This is a genomic window from Lysinibacillus sp. FSL R5-0849, from assembly GCF_038595075.1.
Lineage (GTDB): Bacteria > Bacillota > Bacilli > Bacillales_A > Planococcaceae > Lysinibacillus > Lysinibacillus fusiformis.
Window position 1 is genome coordinate 1,865,021 of the sequence record NZ_CP152004.1, and the last position, 17,869, is coordinate 1,882,889.

Consider the following 17,869-nt stretch of genomic DNA (forward strand, 5'->3'; position numbering starts at 1 on the left):
ATGTAAGGAGCGCTCAAAATGAATCCAGATATTAATCTTTTATTAGCCTTTGGTGCAGGGTTTCTAAACTTTATTTCGCCATGCACCTTACCGCTCTATCCTGCTTTTATTTCTTATATTACAGGGATGTCACTGGATGAGCTTCAGGGTGACAATAAAAAATTAAGAACGATGGGTATGTTGCATACACTGTTCTTTTTAATTGGATTTTCGGTGATTTTTATTTTCTTAGGATATAGCTCATCTGTTGTCGGATGGTTTTTCTTCCAGTACCAAGATGTATTGCGACAAGTTGGAGCTATTTTAATTGTTCTCTTTGGTTTAATGATTATAGGGGCTCTATCTCCGAAGTTTTTAATGCAAGAAAAACGTCTTTCCTTTAAAAATCGTCCTACAGGCTATTTAGGCTCCTTTTTCATTGGGCTTGCCTTTGCAGCGGGATGGACCCCTTGCACAGGTCCGATTACTGGGGCAGTTTTTATGATGGCTTCTCAACATCCAGGGATGGGCATGTTTTATATGGTAGCCTATGTTTTAGGGTTTGCCATACCGTTTTTCCTGCTATCACAATTTGTCACGAAACTCGCATGGATACGAAAATATAGTCAAACGATCACAAAAGTGGGTGGCTATTTCATGATTGTGCTAGGAATTGTTTTATTTTTCGACGGTTTAACAGTAATCATCATTTGGCTAAGTCCATTGTTCGATGGTTTTTCAGGATTTTAACGTTCTTCATTATTTCTCCATACTTCTTTGTTACAGTACTTTTGTCGTAACAAAAGGAGGAAAATAGATGAAATCTAAAATGCGGTTTTCATTACTGACAGTATTGATTGTACTTATAGGCGGGTGTAGTGCTAGTAAAACAGAAGACCATGTTTCGACTAAATCAATGAACAACGCTCATGAAGGAATGGATATGACAAATGGTCATATGAGTCATACAAATCCTTTACAGCTTGCTCCCTCTACAGGAGAAAATGAGCTGGCTATACCTCCATTACTAGAACCAGATGGAAAAAATCCAGCTCACTATTCAATTGTGGCACAAGAAGGGACAACAGAGTTTTATCAAGGTGTCCAAACAGAGACCTATGGCTATAATGGTTCCTTTTTAGGGCCAGTGATTCGAATCCAATCGGGACAAACTGTACAATTTACAACTACGAATGAAATGAGTAAAGAGACAACATTCCATTGGCATGGTTTAGAAATACCGGGTGAGGGGGATGGTGGCCCACATGAACAAATAGAGCCTGGTCAATCGAAGAAGCTAACTTTTCCTATCCGCCAGCAAGCAGCTACTTTGTGGTTTCACCCTCATCCAGAAGGACAAACGGCTGAGCAGGTATATAAAGGACTAGCTGGGCTCATTTATGTGGAGGATGAAAATTCACAGCGTTTAGGATTACCTCAACAATATGGCGTAAATGATATTCCGTTAATTTTTCAGGACCGCCAATTTGATGATCAACAACAATTAAATTATCAACAGTTCAAAAATAATGATGGGACAATTGGTGATACATTGCTTATTAATGGTACACTCAATCCGAAGCTCCATGTACGCCGAGAGCCTGTTCGCCTTCGATTGGTGAACGGCTCCAATGCCCGGAATTTCACCTTTATGCTAAGTACGAATGAGGAATTTCAACAAATCGCCACAGATGGAGGATTTCTAAATAGCCCTGTTCCACTAAATAAACTGACCTTAACACCAGGTGAACGTGCTGAAATTATCATCGATTTTTCCAAGCTAAGTACTTCCATTGATTTATCATTGATAAATGAAGAAGGTGTAGTCCTGTTACCGTTTACAATCACAAATGAACGCACTACTCCACAGAAGATGCAGGATGTATTTAATCAATTCTCTACAACTAGTGAAGAACAACAATTACCTGTATCTAAACGTTTAGAGCTATTTGGTATGGGGACGATGGTAACGATTAATGGCAAGCAATTTGATCGTACTAGAATTGATTTTGTACAACAACAGGGAGTGACAGAAATTTGGGAAATTTACAATAAACCCGATATGATGGGCGGCATGACTCATCCGTTTCATTTACACGGTACGCAATTTAAAATTGTATCCATTAATGGTCAGGCGCCACCGCTTAATGAACAGGGTTGGAAAGATACGGTGTCCATTGAACCAGATGAAACAGTTAAATTGGCAGTGAAGTTTCTAGATAAGGGTATCTATATGTTCCATTGTCATTTACTAGAGCATGAAGATAATGGCATGATGGGACAAGTGAAGGTAGAATAGAAACTTTTTGAAACATAGAAAAGGTAGCTGATCAACAATCAGCTACCTTTTATTATTGCTCAAGCTTAGTTAATGTTTTGCCGCTCCAACCAAAAAGTACAGTTAGAATTGGCCCAAGTAAACAGAAGAAGGTGAATGGTAGGTAATCCAGTGTGGAAATTCCAAGGACACTTGTGATGAAAATACCACAAACACTCCAAGGTACAAGTGGATTGACAACCGTTCCAGCATCCTCCATGACACGAGATAAGTTTTTAGGTGCTAGCCCAACCTTCGCAAATTGAGCTTTAAATGCTTCACCTGTTAACAGGATAGATAAATACTGCTCACCGATTAATGTATTAACTCCAATGCCGGTAAGAGCGGCGCCTGTAATAACGGAACCAGCACTTTTAAATAAGCTTTCAACCTTAGCTAAAATACTTTGTATAATACCAAGTGTGAACAAAAGACCACCCATTGTTAAGGCCAGTAAGACAAGAGCAATTGTAGCTAGCATACTATTCATGCCCCCGCGTGTCAGTAGGGCATCTACTTCCTTATTACCAGAGTGAGAGACATAGCCATCAAATAAAACTTTGAAGACGTCTGAAGCTGGTAGGGGATCTAGTGTATAAGATAGACCTACACCAAGAATAGAAACAACGGCTAATGTAATAACGGCAGGAGCTTTATAAAAAGTCATCATAACGAGGACGACAATTGGTAATAATGTATACCAATGAATAAGTCCTGTAGTTAATAATCCTTCTTTAAATTGCTCCACCGTGTCAAAAGATGTTGCTTCGCCTGTTGGCGATAAAATAGCGTATAGTACGAATGAGATCAGGAAAGCAGGGATTGTTGTCCAGCCCATATTTTTAATATGTTCAAATAAATCTACACCGACTGTTCCTGAGGCAAGATTGGTTGTATCGGATAATGGTGACATTTTATCACCAAAAAAAGCACCAGAAACAATTGCACCAGCTGTTATGGTTAATGAAATGTCCATGGCACCTGCGATACCCATAAATGCCACACCGACAGTTGCTACTGTTGTTAACGAACTACCAACAGAAATACCAACGATGCTACAAATTAAAAAAACAATGGCAAAGAAAAAGTTTGGTGAAACAGTTAAAAAACCATAATAGATGAGCGTAGGGATTGTTCCACCCATAATCCAGCTCGAAATTAAAATACCAATAAAGAAAAAGATGAAAACAGCGCCCAATCCAGCACTAGCACCCGCAATCATTCCACCCTCTAAATCGCGAAAGGGGACTTTTTTTAGTAATCCATAGGCTAGTAAAAAAGAAATAACTAAAAAAATCGGAATATGGGGTGTTGCTTTTAAATACCCAATACTAAAAGACATTGTGGCAATAATTAAAAGTATAACGAAGCTTGCCTCCATAAATCGAGGGTTGCTTTTAGCTTCTATTCGAAACATATGAAACCTCCTAATAAATACTTCTTCGCTTCAATGCGGTGAAGCCCAAAAGTATTATAGCACGCTAATATTTTTTGTCAATTGACAGAAAATTGCAGAATTCCTTCAAGTCAATGCTCTTAGGTTGGTGTCCTTACTTTTATGTATAAGCAGGAACAAGGACGAGCATAACAAATAGGAAAGGTGACATGTTTCGACATCTATAGGTAAAAAATAGCAGAGGATATACTTATTTCGAATGTAAATAACGTTTACAATTCCTTAACATTTCATGTGGTAAATAAATAGGGAGAAAAAAGATTATTTCAAGTATTTTTATAAAAATAACAGAAAAAACGGTCATATTTAAAGAAAAAATAGTGATTTTTATTATTTGATTTCCAACGTTTTCAACTTGGAAACCAGCCTAAAAATAAATGTGGCAAATTTTATATTACAGTTTTGTAAAATCAACATAGAAGTGTTTAAAATTTTGTAGAATTGTGTAAATGTTTTGTTATGATGATTCAGAAATTGATAATTTTTATTTTACAGGAGGAACAAGATGTTCAACTCAAACAAGCAAGATCCATTTTTTCAGTCATTATTAAAAATCGCTAAAAATGTGAATGAGGGAATTTATTATGCTCATAATGCCCATATTCAAGATATAGATGCGTTAAAAGAAATTGCCGATACAATGAAAGATTATGAAACAAGCGGTGATAAATTAATTCATGAGCTTATCGTAATGCTTAATAAATCATTTATGACACCAATCGAGCGAGAAGATATTTTAGCTTTAGCCAATAAATTAGACGATGTAATTGATGGAATGGAAGGCTGTATTGCCCACTTCAATATGTACAATTTAACAGAAGTAACGGAGCCAATGCGTCAATTCCTAACATATATTGCGAAGAGCACTGATGAGATGGTACAAGCCATGGAGCTATTAAATAATAAAAAGCTTGTAGAGATGCGTAAACATGCGATTCAAATTAAAGATAATGAACGTGAATGTGATGAAATCTTCCGTTCCTCTATGAAACAGTTATTTATTCAAGAAAAAGATCCAATGCGCCTCATTGTTTTCAAGGATATTTATGAGCAATTCGAGGATATTGCTGATAGCTGCCAAACAGTGGCAAACACAATTGAAACAATAATTATGCGTAACGCATAAGATGGAGTGTAACAAATGGATACAATCTTACTAATTACCATATTAGTCGTTATATTCGCATTAGTGTTCGACTTTATAAACGGCTTCCATGATACAGCGAACGCTATTGCAACGTCTGTATCAACCCGTGCATTAAAACCACGTACAGCGGTTTACATGGCTGCGGTTATGAACTTCGTCGGAGCTATTACATTTGTTGGGGTAGCCAAAGCTTTAACAAAAGATATTGTGGACCCGTTTACCTTAAATGCCTATGATGGCGATATCACAGGTTCTGTTGTTATATTAGCAGCTCTATTATCTGCCATTACATGGAATTTACTTACGTGGTATTTTGGAATTCCATCAAGTTCTTCCCATACATTAATTGGGTCTGTAGCAGGTGCCGCGATTGCAGCAGCTGGATTCAGTATTCTAAACTATGCTGGATTTATAAAAATCTTACAAGCACTGATTTTCTCACCTCTACTAGCGTTCGCCGCTGGTTTCCTAATGATGACCATATTAAAGGTCATCTTTAAAGATATGAATTTATACCGTACAAATAAAGGCTTCCGTACCATGCAAATCGGAACAGCGGCCTTACAATCATTTACACACGGAACGAACGATGCCCAAAAAGCGATGGGTATTATCACACTCGCTTTAATCGCAGGTGGATTACACACAGGCGACGATATTCCTTTCTGGGTACGTTTTGCAGCAGCAACAGCAATGGGTCTAGGTACCTCTGTAGGTGGTTATAAAATCATCAAAACAGTGGGTGGCAAAATCATGAAAATTCGCCCAGTGAATGGAGTTGCAGCTGACTTAGCTTCGGCTTCTATTATCTTTGGCGCGACATTAATTCACTTACCAGTATCCACAACACATGTTATTTCTTCTTCTATCATGGGTGTAGGAACAGCACACCGTGTCAAAGGCGTTAAATGGGGAATGGCCCGTAAAATCGTCACAACATGGGTCATCACTATGCCAATCTCAGCAGTAATGGCAGCATTAATTTACTATTTTTTAAGTTTATTTTTCTAGTTCAATCCGAAGAATGCACAATCACTGTGCATTCTTTTTTTGTTTGGGATGAAGTGGGGCGGAGTGACGGATAGAGGGAGGAAAGTGACGGATAGAACGGCAAAAGTGACGGATAGCGAGGGCAAAGAGATGGATAGAGCAAGGAAAGTAGCGGATAGCCCTGCGCAGAGTAGAGGAAAACGCGGAGGAAACGATAGAACAAGCAGAGTGACGGATAGAACGAGCAGAGAGACGGATAGAACGAGCAGAGAGACGGATAGCGAGGGCAAAGAGACGGATAGAGCAAGGAAAGTAGCGGATAGCCCTGCGCAGAGTAGAGGAAAACGCGGAGGAAACGATAGAACAAGCAGAGTGACGGATAGAACGAGCAAAGAGACGGATAGCGAGGGCAAAGAGACGGATAGCGCGGCCAAAGTAACGGATAATTCCTCAGAGAAGAAATGGAAAACCCCAATCATTTGTGCAAAATGGGGATTCGTTCTATGTTAAATATAAAGAAAGTGTAAAGTTCGGAGAAAATCGTTTTTTCCGTAGTAAGGTTAGTGCAGGAGGAGAATGGATGAAGGTCAAGTTATTACTGATTGAGGATGATGCAGCTATTGGTCGCATTGTCAAAGATACAATGGAGCAAGAGGGCTATCTTGTAACATGGGCCACTACGGGTCTTGAAGGGCTGGCAGATTTTCAGGAGCAACCATTTGATTTAGTGTTGGTGGATTGGATGCTACCAGAAATGGATGGTCTCACGGTTTGTCAAAATATACGTTGGGAAAGCGATGTCCCCATCCTTATGATGAGTGCTCGTAAGGAAGAAGCGGATAAGGTGGAGGGCTTACAAGGAGCGGATGATTATATCGCAAAACCGTTTAGTTTAGAGGAATTAAAGGCTCGTGTGGCATCGCATCTTAGACGCTGGAGACGCTATAACAAGCAAGAAGAAGTAGAAGAGCAAACTGCCTATGCAAATGGATTAATCATTGATTGGCAACGAGAAATAGTGAGCATTAACCAGCAAGAAATAGCATTAACTCAAAAGGAATTTGCTCTTGTCAAGCTACTCGCAAAAAATCCGAGCCAAACCTTTACGAAGAAGGAACTGTATCAGTATATTTGGCAGCAAGCAACTTTAGAGGACACTCATACTGTCACAGTACATATAAAGGCACTAAGAGAGAAGCTTAATGATTCGGTGAGACATCCATATTTTATTCAAACTGTGTGGGGCAGGGGTTATCGTTTTATTGGTGAACCGTTATGAAAATTAAATCTTGGTTACTTATCACTTTTTTTATTGTCATGGTGTTGCCCATATCTGGTGCTTATAGTCTATATGTGTGGATAAATGCTTATTATCAAGATAAAAATGTTGCGGAATACTTTGACAAGTGGACAGAGCTAAATCAGGTAAAAGCGATCGTTGACAATCCAGCACTATATCAAAAAAATGCAAATTTAGAAGAGATAGAAGAGCTGACCAATGGGCAATTGGCGATTACACTTTACACCAAGTCAGGTTTTGTCTTATATTCCTCAAACCCTTTACAATCAGGCTATGTATGGAAAGAGCGTATATTTAAAGGTTTATATGATTTACAACAATCATACAACGCCTTTACCTACAAGGAGCCAGTATATCACAATGGGGACTTGTTGGGCATCTATGAAATTCAATTAATAAGAACTGATTGGGTAAAAGGTGTAGAGAAGCGTTCATGGCTTGTCATTATAGGCTCTATCTTGCTATTTTTAGTGATTTATATAGGGGTCATTTTGTTGCTTAATCGGAAACTTAATCGACCATTACGAGAACTGATGCATCAAATGCGAAATTTTGCCAAAGGTGAGCATATAGAATCCAATTTAAGTACAAGAAAAGATGAGATTGGTTCACTCGCCCAAACATTTGTGGCGATGCAACATGAAATTGAAAATACCCGGGTTTCCTTAAAAGTAGAACAACAGCAAAAAGAGATGATGATTGCAAGTATCTCCCACGATTTAAAAACGCCTCTTACCGCTATTCAAGCCTATGCGGAATCCTTACTAAACAATGACTTATCACAACAGCAGCAAGAAGAATATCAGCAGGTCATCATCACGAAGGCCGATCGAATGAAGCATATGCTAGAAGATTTATTGATGTTTACATTACTCCAATCAACGAGCTATGAATTAGAGCTGGTAGACGTTGATGGGGAAGAGTTTTTTGAGATGGCTTTGTCCGACTATGAACCGTTATGTGAGGAACAAGGTTTTACATTAGATGTATTCTGTGATGTAGATGGGCTGTATGCTGTGCATCCTAAACAACTTCAGCGTGTGATTGATAACTTATTGAGCAATGCATGGCGCTATGGTGAGATCGGCACATCTATTGGTTTAGCGGCGGTTAAAGCTGGAAGTTTTCCGCAATGGGGGTTTGATTTCCTTAAGCCAGCCCTAACGAAGCAAGAGGGTATGTATATGATCGTGCAAAATAGCGGGCAGGGCTTGCCACAAAAGGACATTGTAAAGTTATTCGAGCCCATGTATCAAGCGGATCATGCAAGATCAAAGGCTGGAGAACGGGGCACGGGACTTGGCTTAAATATTACGAAACAAATTATTGAAAAACATGGTGGTACAGTAGAGCTGCTTTCTAGTGAGAATATTGGAACAGCTGTTGTCTGCTGGCTCCCACCTAATAAAGGAGTAGACGAACTATGAGTTGGAAAAATTCATGCCGAGCAGCAGGCTTAATCTCTGTCATGACATTTAGTTTAGTAGGCTGTAATACCGAGGCATCGTATTCACCCCAGGAAATTATTGAGCAGACGCTCCAAGAATCGAAGCAACCGCTTACCTACTATGGCGAATATACGTTAGATATGGGAGAGCTAGGTGGCAAAGCTCAGGTAAAAGAATGGGTCAAGGATAAGTATAGACGTATAGAAATGAAAGGTGACAATGATGAACATGTCATCACGGTCAAAACTGACTCTGAGCTGATAAGCTATGATGTCACGGAAAATACAGCTTTTAAAATGGCGTATCCACAAGGCGAACTTGACGGGCTACGATCGCCTAGGGAAGAGGTACAGCTTGTTTTTAATTTGGTGAAAGATACTCATGAGATTAAGATAGCAGGCGAAGAGAAGGTCGCTGGGAGAGACACATATAAAATTGTCGCAAAAACTAAAAAAACCGAATCACTATTTGGGGATATAGAAGCATGGATTGACAAAAAAACATGGCTGATGTTAAAAATGAAGTCAGATAATGCAGGTAATCAAATAATCACTGAATACTCAAAAATAATTGTTGATGAAAAAATAGATGATCAACAATTTATACTTGATCTACCAGAGGATGTAACGATCCAAGAAATTAGCGGTGAAGATACTTCAGAATTAATTTCATTGGACGAAGCAAAGCAACAACTAGAAAAGTTTTTAATGGTTCCGCAAGAAAATGGCCTTTCTATAGATAAAATTTCAATGGTTAAAGGATTAGAGGATCGACCAGAATATTCCTTTGACTTTGGATTAGATGGGCAGCCAGCTTTTTTCATCACTATTTTTAAAGCGGATGAGAGTATGAGTGAAATTGGTCCCATCTTAAATGAAAAAGAGATGGATATTCGAGGACAAAAAGGAACGGTTATGGATGATAAAAATTTCCGCTCGATTGCTTGGCAAGAAAACGGCTACCAGTATAGTATCGTTGGCGAAAATCCAGAGTTAACGATTGAGGATCTTGTAAGCTATGCACAACAAATGGAATTTGTTCAATGAGGTGATGCTATGAAAAGGGCACAGGGGTTGAAGAGTCTTGCATTGTTTTTATTTACTACTATTTTTTTATACGGGGTAGGCGATACCTATCAAGTTTCTTGGCTACAATTTCATTTTACGGGCCGATATGATGAAGTCGGTTTTTATTTCAGCTTTACTTCACTTATTCCGATATTGATTGGATTATTGATGGTAGGGCTTTATGAATCACTTTTAAAACGATTAATATAAAAAGTTTAGAAGCAGGATCTCGGTTGAGGATCCTGCTTTTTATAGTACGATTACGTTATCTATTACAATATTTAAGTAAAAAGGTTTTTAAAAGGAAGTTTTATCGTAGATTACATTTATTCATGGTCATGCTCAAGTGATTGCCCTTTTTTATGGTTCTTTACTTCTATTTTATGTTAACGTTTTTATCTAAAAAAGGAAAATGAGGAAAACTAAATGGGCTGCAGTGATAAGTTTAGCACTCGCATGGATTGTTCCAGCTCTTTATAATGTGATTATGTTTTGTGATAAGTGATAATAGAAATATACGCGTACAAATGATGGGTCAATGATTATTCATTTTACATAATAAACAATCGAATTACATATACACTTGGAGGTGAAATATGGATTTTATGGCATCGAACGAAGCAGTGCTAAAGGTGAAAAGGTGGCCGAAAGATACGATTACGGCGGGGTGCCGCCATTCGGTTGGGCTTAGAGAGGATGGGACTGTGGTGGCTACAGGTGATAATCGATATGGTCAATGTCAGGTAAGCGGCTGGCGGGATATTGTAGCGGTTAGGGCTGGTAATGTTCATATGGCGAGGAACACGGGGAACACGCATACAATTGGTCTTCGCGTGAATGGAACGGTGGTAGCGGTCGGCTGGAATAAGCATGATCAGTGTAATGTCAGTGACTGGCGCAATATTGTGGCAGTGGCTGCGGGTTGGTGCCATACCATTGGGCTTACAGCAGATGGGACTGTGGTGGCAGTGGGGAAAAATAAGGAGGGGGAATGCAATATAAGTGGTTGGAGGGATATGGTAGCGGTCGCGGCAGGTGACTGGCATACAATCGGTCTTCGTGCTAATGGAACGGTAGTGGCAGTGGGGAATAATCGATATCGTCAATGCGATGTCAACGACTGGAGTCATATTGTGGAAGTCTCTGCAGGCTATCTACATACAATTGGTCTACAGCGGGATGGCAGGGTGATAGCTGTAGGCTCGAATAAACATGAACAATGTGAAGTTATGAACTGGCAAGGTATTGTGGCAATTGCAGCGGGTAGTTATCATACCATTGGGCTTAAGGCTGACGGGACGGTGATGGCTGCAGGCTCGAATAAGCATGGCCAATGTCAAGTGAGTGGCTGGCGAGATATTGTGGCAATTGCGGCGGGATGCGCTCATACACTTGGCCTTCAATCTGACGGTACTGTGGTTGTAGTCGGTGAAAATGAGTATGGCCAATGTGATGTAAACGGTTGGCAGGACATTCAAGTAAATGAACATGTATAGATCCCTTAAGGAGCGTGGATACCCAAGCTCCTATTTTTAATACTTCATTTTGTTCATTATGCTATCTGCTGTAAATGTGTTTTCGTAAAGGCTTCATCATATTTTAAGCCATAACCGAGTGCTCGATCTAAGAAAATATGTGCCAGCCAAATCAAGGCAACCATCAGTAGTGTTGGGATGGAGAGCGTATAGCCAATTACGAGAAGGATAGCGGGTATGAAGAAGCTATGCCCCGTATTATAGCAAAGGGCACCCATTTTTAAATTGATTATATAACCGGCCATAGTTATATCAGGCAGCAATAAAAATAAAATAAATGATAGCCATGAAAAATCTAAGTGCGCATAGAAAAAGACCGTCAAGATAAAGGCGATGACATATTCTAGAGAGATAATTTTACGTAGTTTCATTGTAACCACGACCTTCCTGTAAATTTTGGTACATATCTTCAATAAGTGAATTAATTTTTTCTTGATTGTTTTTAAATTGTCCATCAGCCATTAATATTTTAGTTAGCTGTAGCGATTGTCGTGCATGCTGATAAAAGTGCATGAGCTGTTCAATATGGGCAATCTTTGCAGAAAATAGTTGTACCGTTTCTTCATTACACTCTGTGGATATAGGTTTTTTTTCGAGTGTCAGTAAATAGTTGATTTCTTGTAAGGTAAAGCCGAGCTGGCGTAGGACGAGAATAAATTTCATGGTCTGTTCACATGTGCCATCATACACACGGTAACCATTGTTTAATTTCTGTGGATGTAAGAGTCCTTCTTTTTCGTAATAACGGACTGTATCGGTGGATAATTGAAACTTCTCGGCAAATTGTTTAATTTTCATATGAGCACCTCCTACAATCATCCTAACATTGGAGTATGCTCCAAGGTCAATACACTTTTAGAAAAAATTTGAAACGGAGATTCATTGGGAATCGTTTATTGTGTAAGAGGGTAGGTGGGTGGCATACTTGAACAAATCATTGATGAACATGGAGAGCATTTATTGCGTCTCGCTTATTTTTACGTAAAGAACCGGCAAACGGCGGAGGATATTGTACAGGAGGTTTTTATTAAATTCTCTCAGTGTAATTATGAGGAACGTGGGCAGCTACGCGCTTTCTTATCCACTTTAACGATTAATCAAAGCAAGGATTATTTAAAAAGCTGGCATTATAAAAAACTACTTGTACAAGAAAAAGTATTTCCTATGAAGTGGAATAAACAGCGTGATGAGCTAGTCGTGGCGGAGGAGCGATCCTCTGTGGGAGCGGCAATATTAAAGCTATCACTTCTGTATCGAGAGCCGATTGTTCTTTATTATTTTGAAGAAATGAAAATACATGACATTGCCCGATTATTAGGGGTTTCAGATAATACGGTGAAAACAAGGCTGAGACGGGCAAGAGAGGCATTAAGGTCCTATCTAAAACAGGACGAATGGGAGGTGCTAAAGGATGAATAAAGTACACAAAGAATTGGTGAAAGTATCGGGGGATATGACGAGTAGCAAAGAACGTGTTAAACAACATGTGCTACATTCTAAGAATTCCAACAAGAAGCCTTATCGATTCACACTTTTATCGGTCGTGCTCACCCTATGTGTGGCAGGTTTTATATTGGTACAGCTGTTAGGGAAGGAAACGACCCAGACGACTATATGGTTTCATGAAACACAGCTAGATCATTTTGAGCGTATAACACAAATGATGTGGCCCAATCAAAACAAGGAATATTATAAAGAAGAGGCTTATCGTTCGTATGAGAAGCTTGTTGCCGCATATTTTTTTGCAGAGTCATTAGGAATTACCTATACGAAGGATGAACTTGAGACGGAGAGGAAAAACTTCGTTGAGCAAATGGAAATGCTACAGCAATCACCTAAAAATAAAGCCTTTTTTCGAGGTGTAGAACCGAGTAAATATGTGGATGTTTATATGGAACCTCTCCTGCCAATGTATACAGCTAGAACGAAGCTCTACGCGATGTATAAGGAAAAATATCCAACTTTTTATGCCTATAAAGGCGTAGCAGATATTGAGGCTATTCGGTATTTCCAAATGAATTTTGCTGAACAGGCGACGGCCTTTCAAAAGGAAAATAACATCGTGAACCCTCCTAGTACATCTGGCACCTCTTTAGTGGGAACCGTTGCAAAGGTTGAGTCAAATGCCTTTTTATTTATCGAGGGTATTATTCCAAAAGATTTCGATCATATGACAGAAGAACAGCTGGAGGAAAAGTATGAGCAAGCTGACTGGTACCCTGTATTAGCCGATTTTCCTGTAGAACAAGGGGACTATATTACCCTTCATTCGACTGAAACGGGTAGCATAGAGGAAAATGGGGTTGTCAGGAAATATGGCTTATTAAACGATGTGGAGGTATTAGAGCCTGATGTCACTGTAGAGCTAAATCTGCAAAATGAACAAGAAGTAGCTGAATTCTTGCAGGATATGCCCTGGCAGATGGCTGACTATATGCGAATGCCCCCTGATTACTCCCTTCAGGTGGAAGGGGTGCGTATTGAAATATGGAAAGGCTATGGAGGTTCACTTTACCTCCAAAAGATAGGGAGTGGAGAAATCAAATTAAGCTCCGAAAAGGCCAAGAAATTAAAAGAATTATTAGGTATAGAAGAATCTTAACAAGTCTCTGTGAAAGAGGCTTGTTTTTTGTTAGCGAGAAAATTATAGTGAAAGTACTATGTTAAATTTACCATTAAAATATAAAATTAGAAACATAGGATAATATACACAATAATTTGTTTGTCTAGTATTAATTGCTTAATTTTGTAAAAATAAATGAGTCCAAAGAATTGTAATATTTTATTCATGCAGGTAGTATTAAAGAAGTAAGGTTGAAGATAAGGGGGAGCGGTATGAACGTACAAGAATTTGAAGAATTATGGATTACGCTCAATGAATTATATAACGCGGATCGTTTTTTAGAATATATAGAAATAAGTAGTGCCGCAATCGAAAGTGCCATTAAGCTTGGAATGTATGATAAGGCAATCCTTTTATTACGCTATAGCTGTGCCAGTTATTTTCAAACAGGTGATTTACAGCTATCGATTAGTGTACTTGAACAATATCGTGAGCTAACTTTTCAACATGGCAATGATATTGACCTCATTCAGTATTATAATATAGCCGCGATTTATTGGGGGACATTTGGTCACTTAAAGAAATCTGAAGAGCTGATGCTAAAGGGCTTAAAAATTGCTGAATCTATTCAACATGTGGAGAGCTTGGGGAAAATTTATAATAATCTAAGCGATTTGGAAATATCGATGGGCAATTATCGTACAGCCAAGGAATTCGCCTTAAAAAGTCTTTATTACTCGAATGCGTTTGAAGTGCAGCATAAAGAGCCTTATACAGGAATTATGTATCCAAAAACAAACCTAGCCGTATCACTTATATGGCTGGATGAGTTTGATGAGGCCAATGTACTATTACAAGAACTACTAGCCACGATTCATAACCCACCCTATTCAAAAGTACAATTAGAGGTTTTCAATGCCTATGCCATTCTCTGTGAACGACAGGGACGTGTAAGTGAAGCTATTGATTTATATCAAAAGACTAAACATTATGCTTTGCAAAACAATGATCTGTCTTTGCTTCAAATTATCTATAATTCATTAGTGAAGCTTATAGAGGATCAGGGCAATAAAATTGTTTTATGTGCTGTTCAGAAAGAATATATTAATATTTTGTTAGAAATTCAACGTGAAAATTACTCTCATGTATTATTTGAAATGGAGTATAACGATCATAAGAAGCAATTTGAAAAAAATGCTTATTTCGATCCGCTGACGAATATTTACAATCGACGCTATTTTGATGAAAATGCAAAGAGGATGCTCGAAAAAGCAGCTGAAGGTAATCAGCAATTAGCGTTAATGATGGTGGATTTAGACCATTTTAAAGAAATTAATGATATGAATGGTCATCTATTTGGAGACGATGCATTAACGAATACCGCCAAAACATTGCAAGATTATTTTCAACCCTTTGAATCGATTGTCGCACGTTTTGGTGGAGATGAGTTTATAATCCTCAGTCAAGTAAAAGAGGGAGAAACGGTGCAAACATTGGCCGACAATCTTTATCAAACCTTAACGGCTTTGTCACTTACGGTGAATGGTGAAACAGTTCAATTGGAATTTAGTATTGGTGTTAGTACTAATGATTTTGGCAAGATAAAGATAGTGGAAGAGCTTATCCAACATGCGGATGAAGCGCTTTACAAGTCGAAGCGTAATGGACGCAACCAAATTACACACTATAACCATTATTGTGATGTGGGAAATGGTATTTAAAGAGAAAGAGGCATAACTTTATAGGAGGTGCCTCTTTCATGTACGTTTACAAGCTACGGTAAGGATTAATAATGCCGTAAAATATGATATCCTCAAAAGTACCGTTTTTAAAAACATGATCCTTTAACGTTCCCTCATACTGCATGCCACACTTCTCCATGATTTTGCCAGAGGCAGGATTGGAAAGAAAATACTGCGCATAAACACGATGATACTGTTTTTCCTTAAAAGCAAATTCAATGATGGCACGGGCAGCTTCTGTTCCATAGCCAATTCCCCAATACGGCTCACCAATCCAATAAGCCATTTCTCCATTTTGGTGTTGCTGACGATTCGACAGTCCAATGGCCCCGTATAATTGCCCACTTTGTTTGTCCGTTATGGCAAATTCATAGAGCTGCTCTTGCTCAAAATTTTGTTGATGATTGGAAATCCATGACAATGCACAGTCTAAGGTATAGGGATAAGGTAAATTTAACGTGCTTTTATATAGAGCAAAATTATTACACAATGCACTTACTTCAGGTGCATCCGCTTCTGTGAATAGTCGGAGCATGAGACGCTCTGTTTCTATTGTTTTTTTTGCAGCTTGGTAATTCATTGAAATACCCCCTTCAACAATGATAAAAACGATTATAGCACAATAAAAAGAAAAATAAACCAAATAATGGATATTATTAATACCATGAAATTAGATAAAAATTTATTGAAAAACGATAAATTATATGGTAAATTGAACAGGATATTAAATAAAAGAGGTGCGTAATATGAAACGGGAAACACTCTTTTTAAAGATTGCTGTTTTTCTAATGGGGTTGCCGGTTTTTGCCTTATGTATATGGGTGGTGCCACGTGTTGCTTTAGATACAGCTCAGCATTCACCGGTCTTAACAATTACTGCATTACTTGGCGTCTATGCAACGGCAATTGCTTATTTTGTTGCTCTATATACGACGATCAAGCTGCTAAGCTATATTGATCAAAACATTGCATTTTCAGAGCTATCAGTGAAAGCTTTAATTAAAATTAAATATTGTGCAATTGTCATTAGTAGTGTTTACGTGGTTGGCATGCCACTGATATACTATGCTGCGGAAGTAGACGATGCCCCAGGTCTTATACTTATTGGAATGGTCATTATTGGTGCTTCTTTTGTAGTTGCAGTTTTTGCTGCTGTTCTTCAAAAGCTTCTAAAAAATGCCATCGATATCAAATCAGAAAATGATTTAACGGTTTGAGGTGAATACTATGGCGATGATTATCAATATTGATGTCATGTTGGCAAAACGGAAAATGAGTGTAACAGAACTTTCAGAGAAGGTTGGCATAACGATGGCGAATCTTTCTATATTGAAAAATGGTAAGGCGAAAGCGATTCGCTTTTCAACGTTAGAGGCGATTTGTGAGGCGTTAGAATGTCAGCCAGGGGATATTTTAGAATATAAAAGGAACGAAGAATAAAGACTGTAGGTAAAAGCCGTCGAGCACGCTCGATGGCTTTTGTCGTTTTTTCTTGGCGGGTCATCCGTATTTAATTGGAACGAGGTAGCTTTTTTTATTGAAAAAAGACTGTAGAAAATATTGCCATATGGAATATAGTTGTGCTACGATAAAGCTAAGATAATTCGACAGTCAGTCGGTCGATTATAAGGGGTTGTTAAGATGAGGGAAATGAAAAAGGCAGAAGAACGCAGAAATGAAATTTTAGATGCAGCAGATGAACTGTTTACGCAGAAGGGATTTGATGGCACTAGCACAAATAATATTCTTGAAAAAGTAGGAATTGCACGCGGTACTCTTTATTATCATTTTAAATCCAAGGAAGATATTATGGATGCCCTCATCGAACGTTATACGGAAACGATGTTAACGAGGGCAAGGGCAGTGGCACGGGATAGTAGCATTGCAGTGAATGAGCGCATATTGAGGGCTGTGATGGCATTAAATATGCAGAATGAAAATGGTCAGGAAATTATGGACCATATTCATAAGCCGCAAAATGCATTAATGCATCGAAAAATACAGCAGGTGGTCATGAATCATGTACCGCCATTATTGACGAGTATCATCCGTGAGGGTATTGAACAAGGGATTTATCATACACCCTACCCATACGAATGCATGGAGATGATTGTCGCATATACAAATACCGTTTTTGATGATGATTTGGTGTTGTTGTCAGATGAAGAGCGGGCTGCTCGTGTCCCAGCATTTATCTTCAATGTGGAGCGAATGCTTGGCGTGGAAAGCGGTAGTTTGTTGTACATGATGAAAATGTTTGGTCATGAAGGGGAAGACGGGACGAAATAATTGTACTTAGGGTCTTAAAACTGACAAAGGGGTGAC

General features: G+C 38.7%; 20 protein-coding genes. 16 read left to right on the forward strand and 4 right to left on the reverse strand.

Annotation, left to right across the window (positions count from 1 at the left end):
* Positions 1–18 precede the first annotated feature (18 nt).
* Entirely contained in the window at positions 19–729 is a 711-nt protein-coding gene (locus MKY80_RS08870; RefSeq protein ID WP_089984882.1) for a cytochrome c biogenesis protein CcdA, read from the forward strand.
* Positions 730–796: 67 nt separating this feature from the next.
* Entirely contained in the window at positions 797–2,278 is a 1,482-nt protein-coding gene (locus MKY80_RS08875; RefSeq protein WP_115648613.1) for a multicopper oxidase domain-containing protein, read from the forward strand.
* Between the two features lie 52 nt (positions 2,279–2,330).
* Here the strand turns inward: MKY80_RS08875 and nhaC are convergent, their stop codons facing one another.
* On the reverse strand, positions 2,331–3,713 hold the full coding sequence (gene nhaC, locus MKY80_RS08880) for a Na+/H+ antiporter NhaC (protein WP_008175805.1): 1,383 nt from the start codon (positions 3,711–3,713) through the stop codon (positions 2,331–2,333).
* A gap of 544 nt (positions 3,714–4,257) precedes the next feature.
* Between nhaC and MKY80_RS08885 the strand changes: the two genes are divergently transcribed.
* The 8 genes from MKY80_RS08885 (at position 4,258) to MKY80_RS08920 (ending at position 11,200) form a co-directional block, all read left to right on the forward strand.
* Complete coding sequence (locus MKY80_RS08885; protein ID WP_008175806.1) at positions 4,258–4,878, forward strand: DUF47 family protein; 621 nt, start codon at positions 4,258–4,260, stop codon at positions 4,876–4,878.
* 15 nt (positions 4,879–4,893) lie between these two features.
* Positions 4,894–5,910 (forward strand): inorganic phosphate transporter, encoded by a 1,017-nt coding sequence (locus tag MKY80_RS08890; protein ID WP_008175807.1) that lies wholly within the window; start codon positions 4,894–4,896, stop codon positions 5,908–5,910.
* An 84-nt stretch (positions 5,911–5,994) separates the two neighbouring features.
* Positions 5,995–6,399, forward strand: a complete 405-nt coding sequence (locus MKY80_RS08895; RefSeq protein ID WP_342532602.1) for a hypothetical protein — start codon at positions 5,995–5,997, stop codon at positions 6,397–6,399.
* A 70-nt stretch (positions 6,400–6,469) separates the two neighbouring features.
* Entirely contained in the window at positions 6,470–7,168 is a 699-nt protein-coding gene (locus tag MKY80_RS08900) for a response regulator transcription factor (RefSeq protein ID WP_043990012.1), read from the forward strand.
* A complete protein-coding gene (locus MKY80_RS08905) occupies positions 7,165–8,616 on the forward strand; it encodes a HAMP domain-containing sensor histidine kinase (protein ID WP_115648614.1) in 1,452 nt (483 codons plus the stop codon). The genes MKY80_RS08900 and MKY80_RS08905 overlap by 4 nt, the downstream gene beginning before the upstream one ends.
* Positions 8,613–9,683: a hypothetical protein gene (locus MKY80_RS08910; RefSeq protein WP_342532608.1), complete on the forward strand. Its 1,071-nt coding sequence runs from the start codon at positions 8,613–8,615 to the stop codon at positions 9,681–9,683. The genes MKY80_RS08905 and MKY80_RS08910 overlap by 4 nt, the downstream gene beginning before the upstream one ends.
* 9 nt (positions 9,684–9,692) lie before the next feature.
* Positions 9,693–9,914 (forward strand): hypothetical protein, encoded by a 222-nt coding sequence (locus tag MKY80_RS08915; protein WP_043990014.1) that lies wholly within the window; start codon positions 9,693–9,695, stop codon positions 9,912–9,914.
* Between the two features lie 386 nt (positions 9,915–10,300).
* Positions 10,301–11,200 (forward strand): chromosome condensation regulator, encoded by a 900-nt coding sequence (locus MKY80_RS08920; RefSeq protein ID WP_107921860.1) that lies wholly within the window; start codon positions 10,301–10,303, stop codon positions 11,198–11,200.
* A gap of 56 nt (positions 11,201–11,256) precedes the next feature.
* Here the strand turns inward: MKY80_RS08920 and MKY80_RS08925 are convergent, their stop codons facing one another.
* Both MKY80_RS08925 and MKY80_RS08930 read right to left on the reverse strand, forming a co-directional pair.
* Complete coding sequence (locus MKY80_RS08925) at positions 11,257–11,610, reverse strand: DUF4260 domain-containing protein (RefSeq protein ID WP_089984868.1); 354 nt, start codon at positions 11,608–11,610, stop codon at positions 11,257–11,259.
* Positions 11,597–12,037: a MerR family transcriptional regulator gene (locus MKY80_RS08930; protein ID WP_043990015.1), complete on the reverse strand. Its 441-nt coding sequence runs from the start codon at positions 12,035–12,037 to the stop codon at positions 11,597–11,599. Before MKY80_RS08930 ends, MKY80_RS08925 begins: the two co-directional genes overlap by 14 nt.
* 114 nt (positions 12,038–12,151) lie before the next feature.
* Here MKY80_RS08930 and MKY80_RS08935 point away from each other — a divergent pair, with 114 nt between their 5' ends.
* The 3 genes from MKY80_RS08935 (at position 12,152) to MKY80_RS08945 (ending at position 15,523) form a co-directional block, all read left to right on the forward strand.
* Entirely contained in the window at positions 12,152–12,658 is a 507-nt protein-coding gene (locus tag MKY80_RS08935; RefSeq protein ID WP_089984866.1) for a sigma-70 family RNA polymerase sigma factor, read from the forward strand.
* Positions 12,651–13,841 (forward strand): hypothetical protein, encoded by a 1,191-nt coding sequence (locus tag MKY80_RS08940; RefSeq protein WP_342532612.1) that lies wholly within the window; start codon positions 12,651–12,653, stop codon positions 13,839–13,841. The genes MKY80_RS08935 and MKY80_RS08940 overlap by 8 nt, the downstream gene beginning before the upstream one ends.
* 233 nt (positions 13,842–14,074) lie before the next feature.
* Positions 14,075–15,523 (forward strand): GGDEF domain-containing protein, encoded by a 1,449-nt coding sequence (locus MKY80_RS08945; RefSeq protein ID WP_036225173.1) that lies wholly within the window; start codon positions 14,075–14,077, stop codon positions 15,521–15,523.
* 46 nt (positions 15,524–15,569) lie between these two features.
* Here the strand turns inward: MKY80_RS08945 and MKY80_RS08950 are convergent, their stop codons facing one another.
* Complete coding sequence (locus tag MKY80_RS08950; protein WP_342532616.1) at positions 15,570–16,124, reverse strand: GNAT family N-acetyltransferase; 555 nt, start codon at positions 16,122–16,124, stop codon at positions 15,570–15,572.
* Positions 16,125–16,290: 166 nt separating this feature from the next.
* Here MKY80_RS08950 and MKY80_RS08955 point away from each other — a divergent pair, with 166 nt between their 5' ends.
* From MKY80_RS08955 to MKY80_RS08965, 3 genes are all read left to right on the forward strand, one after another.
* Entirely contained in the window at positions 16,291–16,761 is a 471-nt protein-coding gene (locus MKY80_RS08955) for a DUF2975 domain-containing protein (protein ID WP_008175822.1), read from the forward strand.
* A gap of 10 nt (positions 16,762–16,771) precedes the next feature.
* Positions 16,772–16,984 carry a helix-turn-helix transcriptional regulator gene (locus tag MKY80_RS08960; protein WP_008175824.1) on the forward strand — a complete coding sequence of 71 codons (213 nt, stop codon included), beginning with the start codon at positions 16,772–16,774 and terminating at the stop codon, positions 16,982–16,984.
* 201 nt (positions 16,985–17,185) lie between these two features.
* Positions 17,186–17,833, forward strand: a complete 648-nt coding sequence (locus tag MKY80_RS08965; protein ID WP_008175826.1) for a TetR/AcrR family transcriptional regulator — start codon at positions 17,186–17,188, stop codon at positions 17,831–17,833.
* Positions 17,834–17,869 lie beyond the last annotated feature (36 nt).

Bases quoted from the DNA above. Each gene is read 5' to 3' on its own strand.
- MKY80_RS08870 (WP_089984882.1), top strand. From the start codon at position 19: ATGAATCCAGATATTAATCTTTTATTAGCCTTTGGTGCAGGGTTTCTA.
- MKY80_RS08875 (WP_115648613.1), top strand. From the start codon at position 797: ATGAAATCTAAAATGCGGTTTTCATTACTGACAGTATTGATTGTACTT.
- nhaC (WP_008175805.1), bottom strand. From the start codon at position 3,713: ATGTTTCGAATAGAAGCTAAAAGCAACCCTCGATTTATGGAGGCAAGC.
- MKY80_RS08885 (WP_008175806.1), top strand. From the start codon at position 4,258: ATGTTCAACTCAAACAAGCAAGATCCATTTTTTCAGTCATTATTAAAA.
- MKY80_RS08890 (WP_008175807.1), top strand. From the start codon at position 4,894: ATGGATACAATCTTACTAATTACCATATTAGTCGTTATATTCGCATTA.
- MKY80_RS08900 (WP_043990012.1), top strand. From the start codon at position 6,470: ATGAAGGTCAAGTTATTACTGATTGAGGATGATGCAGCTATTGGTCGC.
- MKY80_RS08905 (WP_115648614.1), top strand. From the start codon at position 7,165: ATGAAAATTAAATCTTGGTTACTTATCACTTTTTTTATTGTCATGGTG.
- MKY80_RS08910 (WP_342532608.1), top strand. From the start codon at position 8,613: ATGAGTTGGAAAAATTCATGCCGAGCAGCAGGCTTAATCTCTGTCATG.
- MKY80_RS08915 (WP_043990014.1), top strand. From the start codon at position 9,693: ATGAAAAGGGCACAGGGGTTGAAGAGTCTTGCATTGTTTTTATTTACT.
- MKY80_RS08920 (WP_107921860.1), top strand. From the start codon at position 10,301: ATGGATTTTATGGCATCGAACGAAGCAGTGCTAAAGGTGAAAAGGTGG.
- MKY80_RS08925 (WP_089984868.1), bottom strand. From the start codon at position 11,610: ATGAAACTACGTAAAATTATCTCTCTAGAATATGTCATCGCCTTTATC.
- MKY80_RS08930 (WP_043990015.1), bottom strand. From the start codon at position 12,037: ATGAAAATTAAACAATTTGCCGAGAAGTTTCAATTATCCACCGATACA.
- MKY80_RS08940 (WP_342532612.1), top strand. From the start codon at position 12,651: ATGAATAAAGTACACAAAGAATTGGTGAAAGTATCGGGGGATATGACG.
- MKY80_RS08945 (WP_036225173.1), top strand. From the start codon at position 14,075: ATGAACGTACAAGAATTTGAAGAATTATGGATTACGCTCAATGAATTA.
- MKY80_RS08950 (WP_342532616.1), bottom strand. From the start codon at position 16,124: ATGAATTACCAAGCTGCAAAAAAAACAATAGAAACAGAGCGTCTCATG.
- MKY80_RS08955 (WP_008175822.1), top strand. From the start codon at position 16,291: ATGAAACGGGAAACACTCTTTTTAAAGATTGCTGTTTTTCTAATGGGG.
- MKY80_RS08960 (WP_008175824.1), top strand. From the start codon at position 16,772: ATGGCGATGATTATCAATATTGATGTCATGTTGGCAAAACGGAAAATG.
- MKY80_RS08965 (WP_008175826.1), top strand. From the start codon at position 17,186: ATGAGGGAAATGAAAAAGGCAGAAGAACGCAGAAATGAAATTTTAGAT.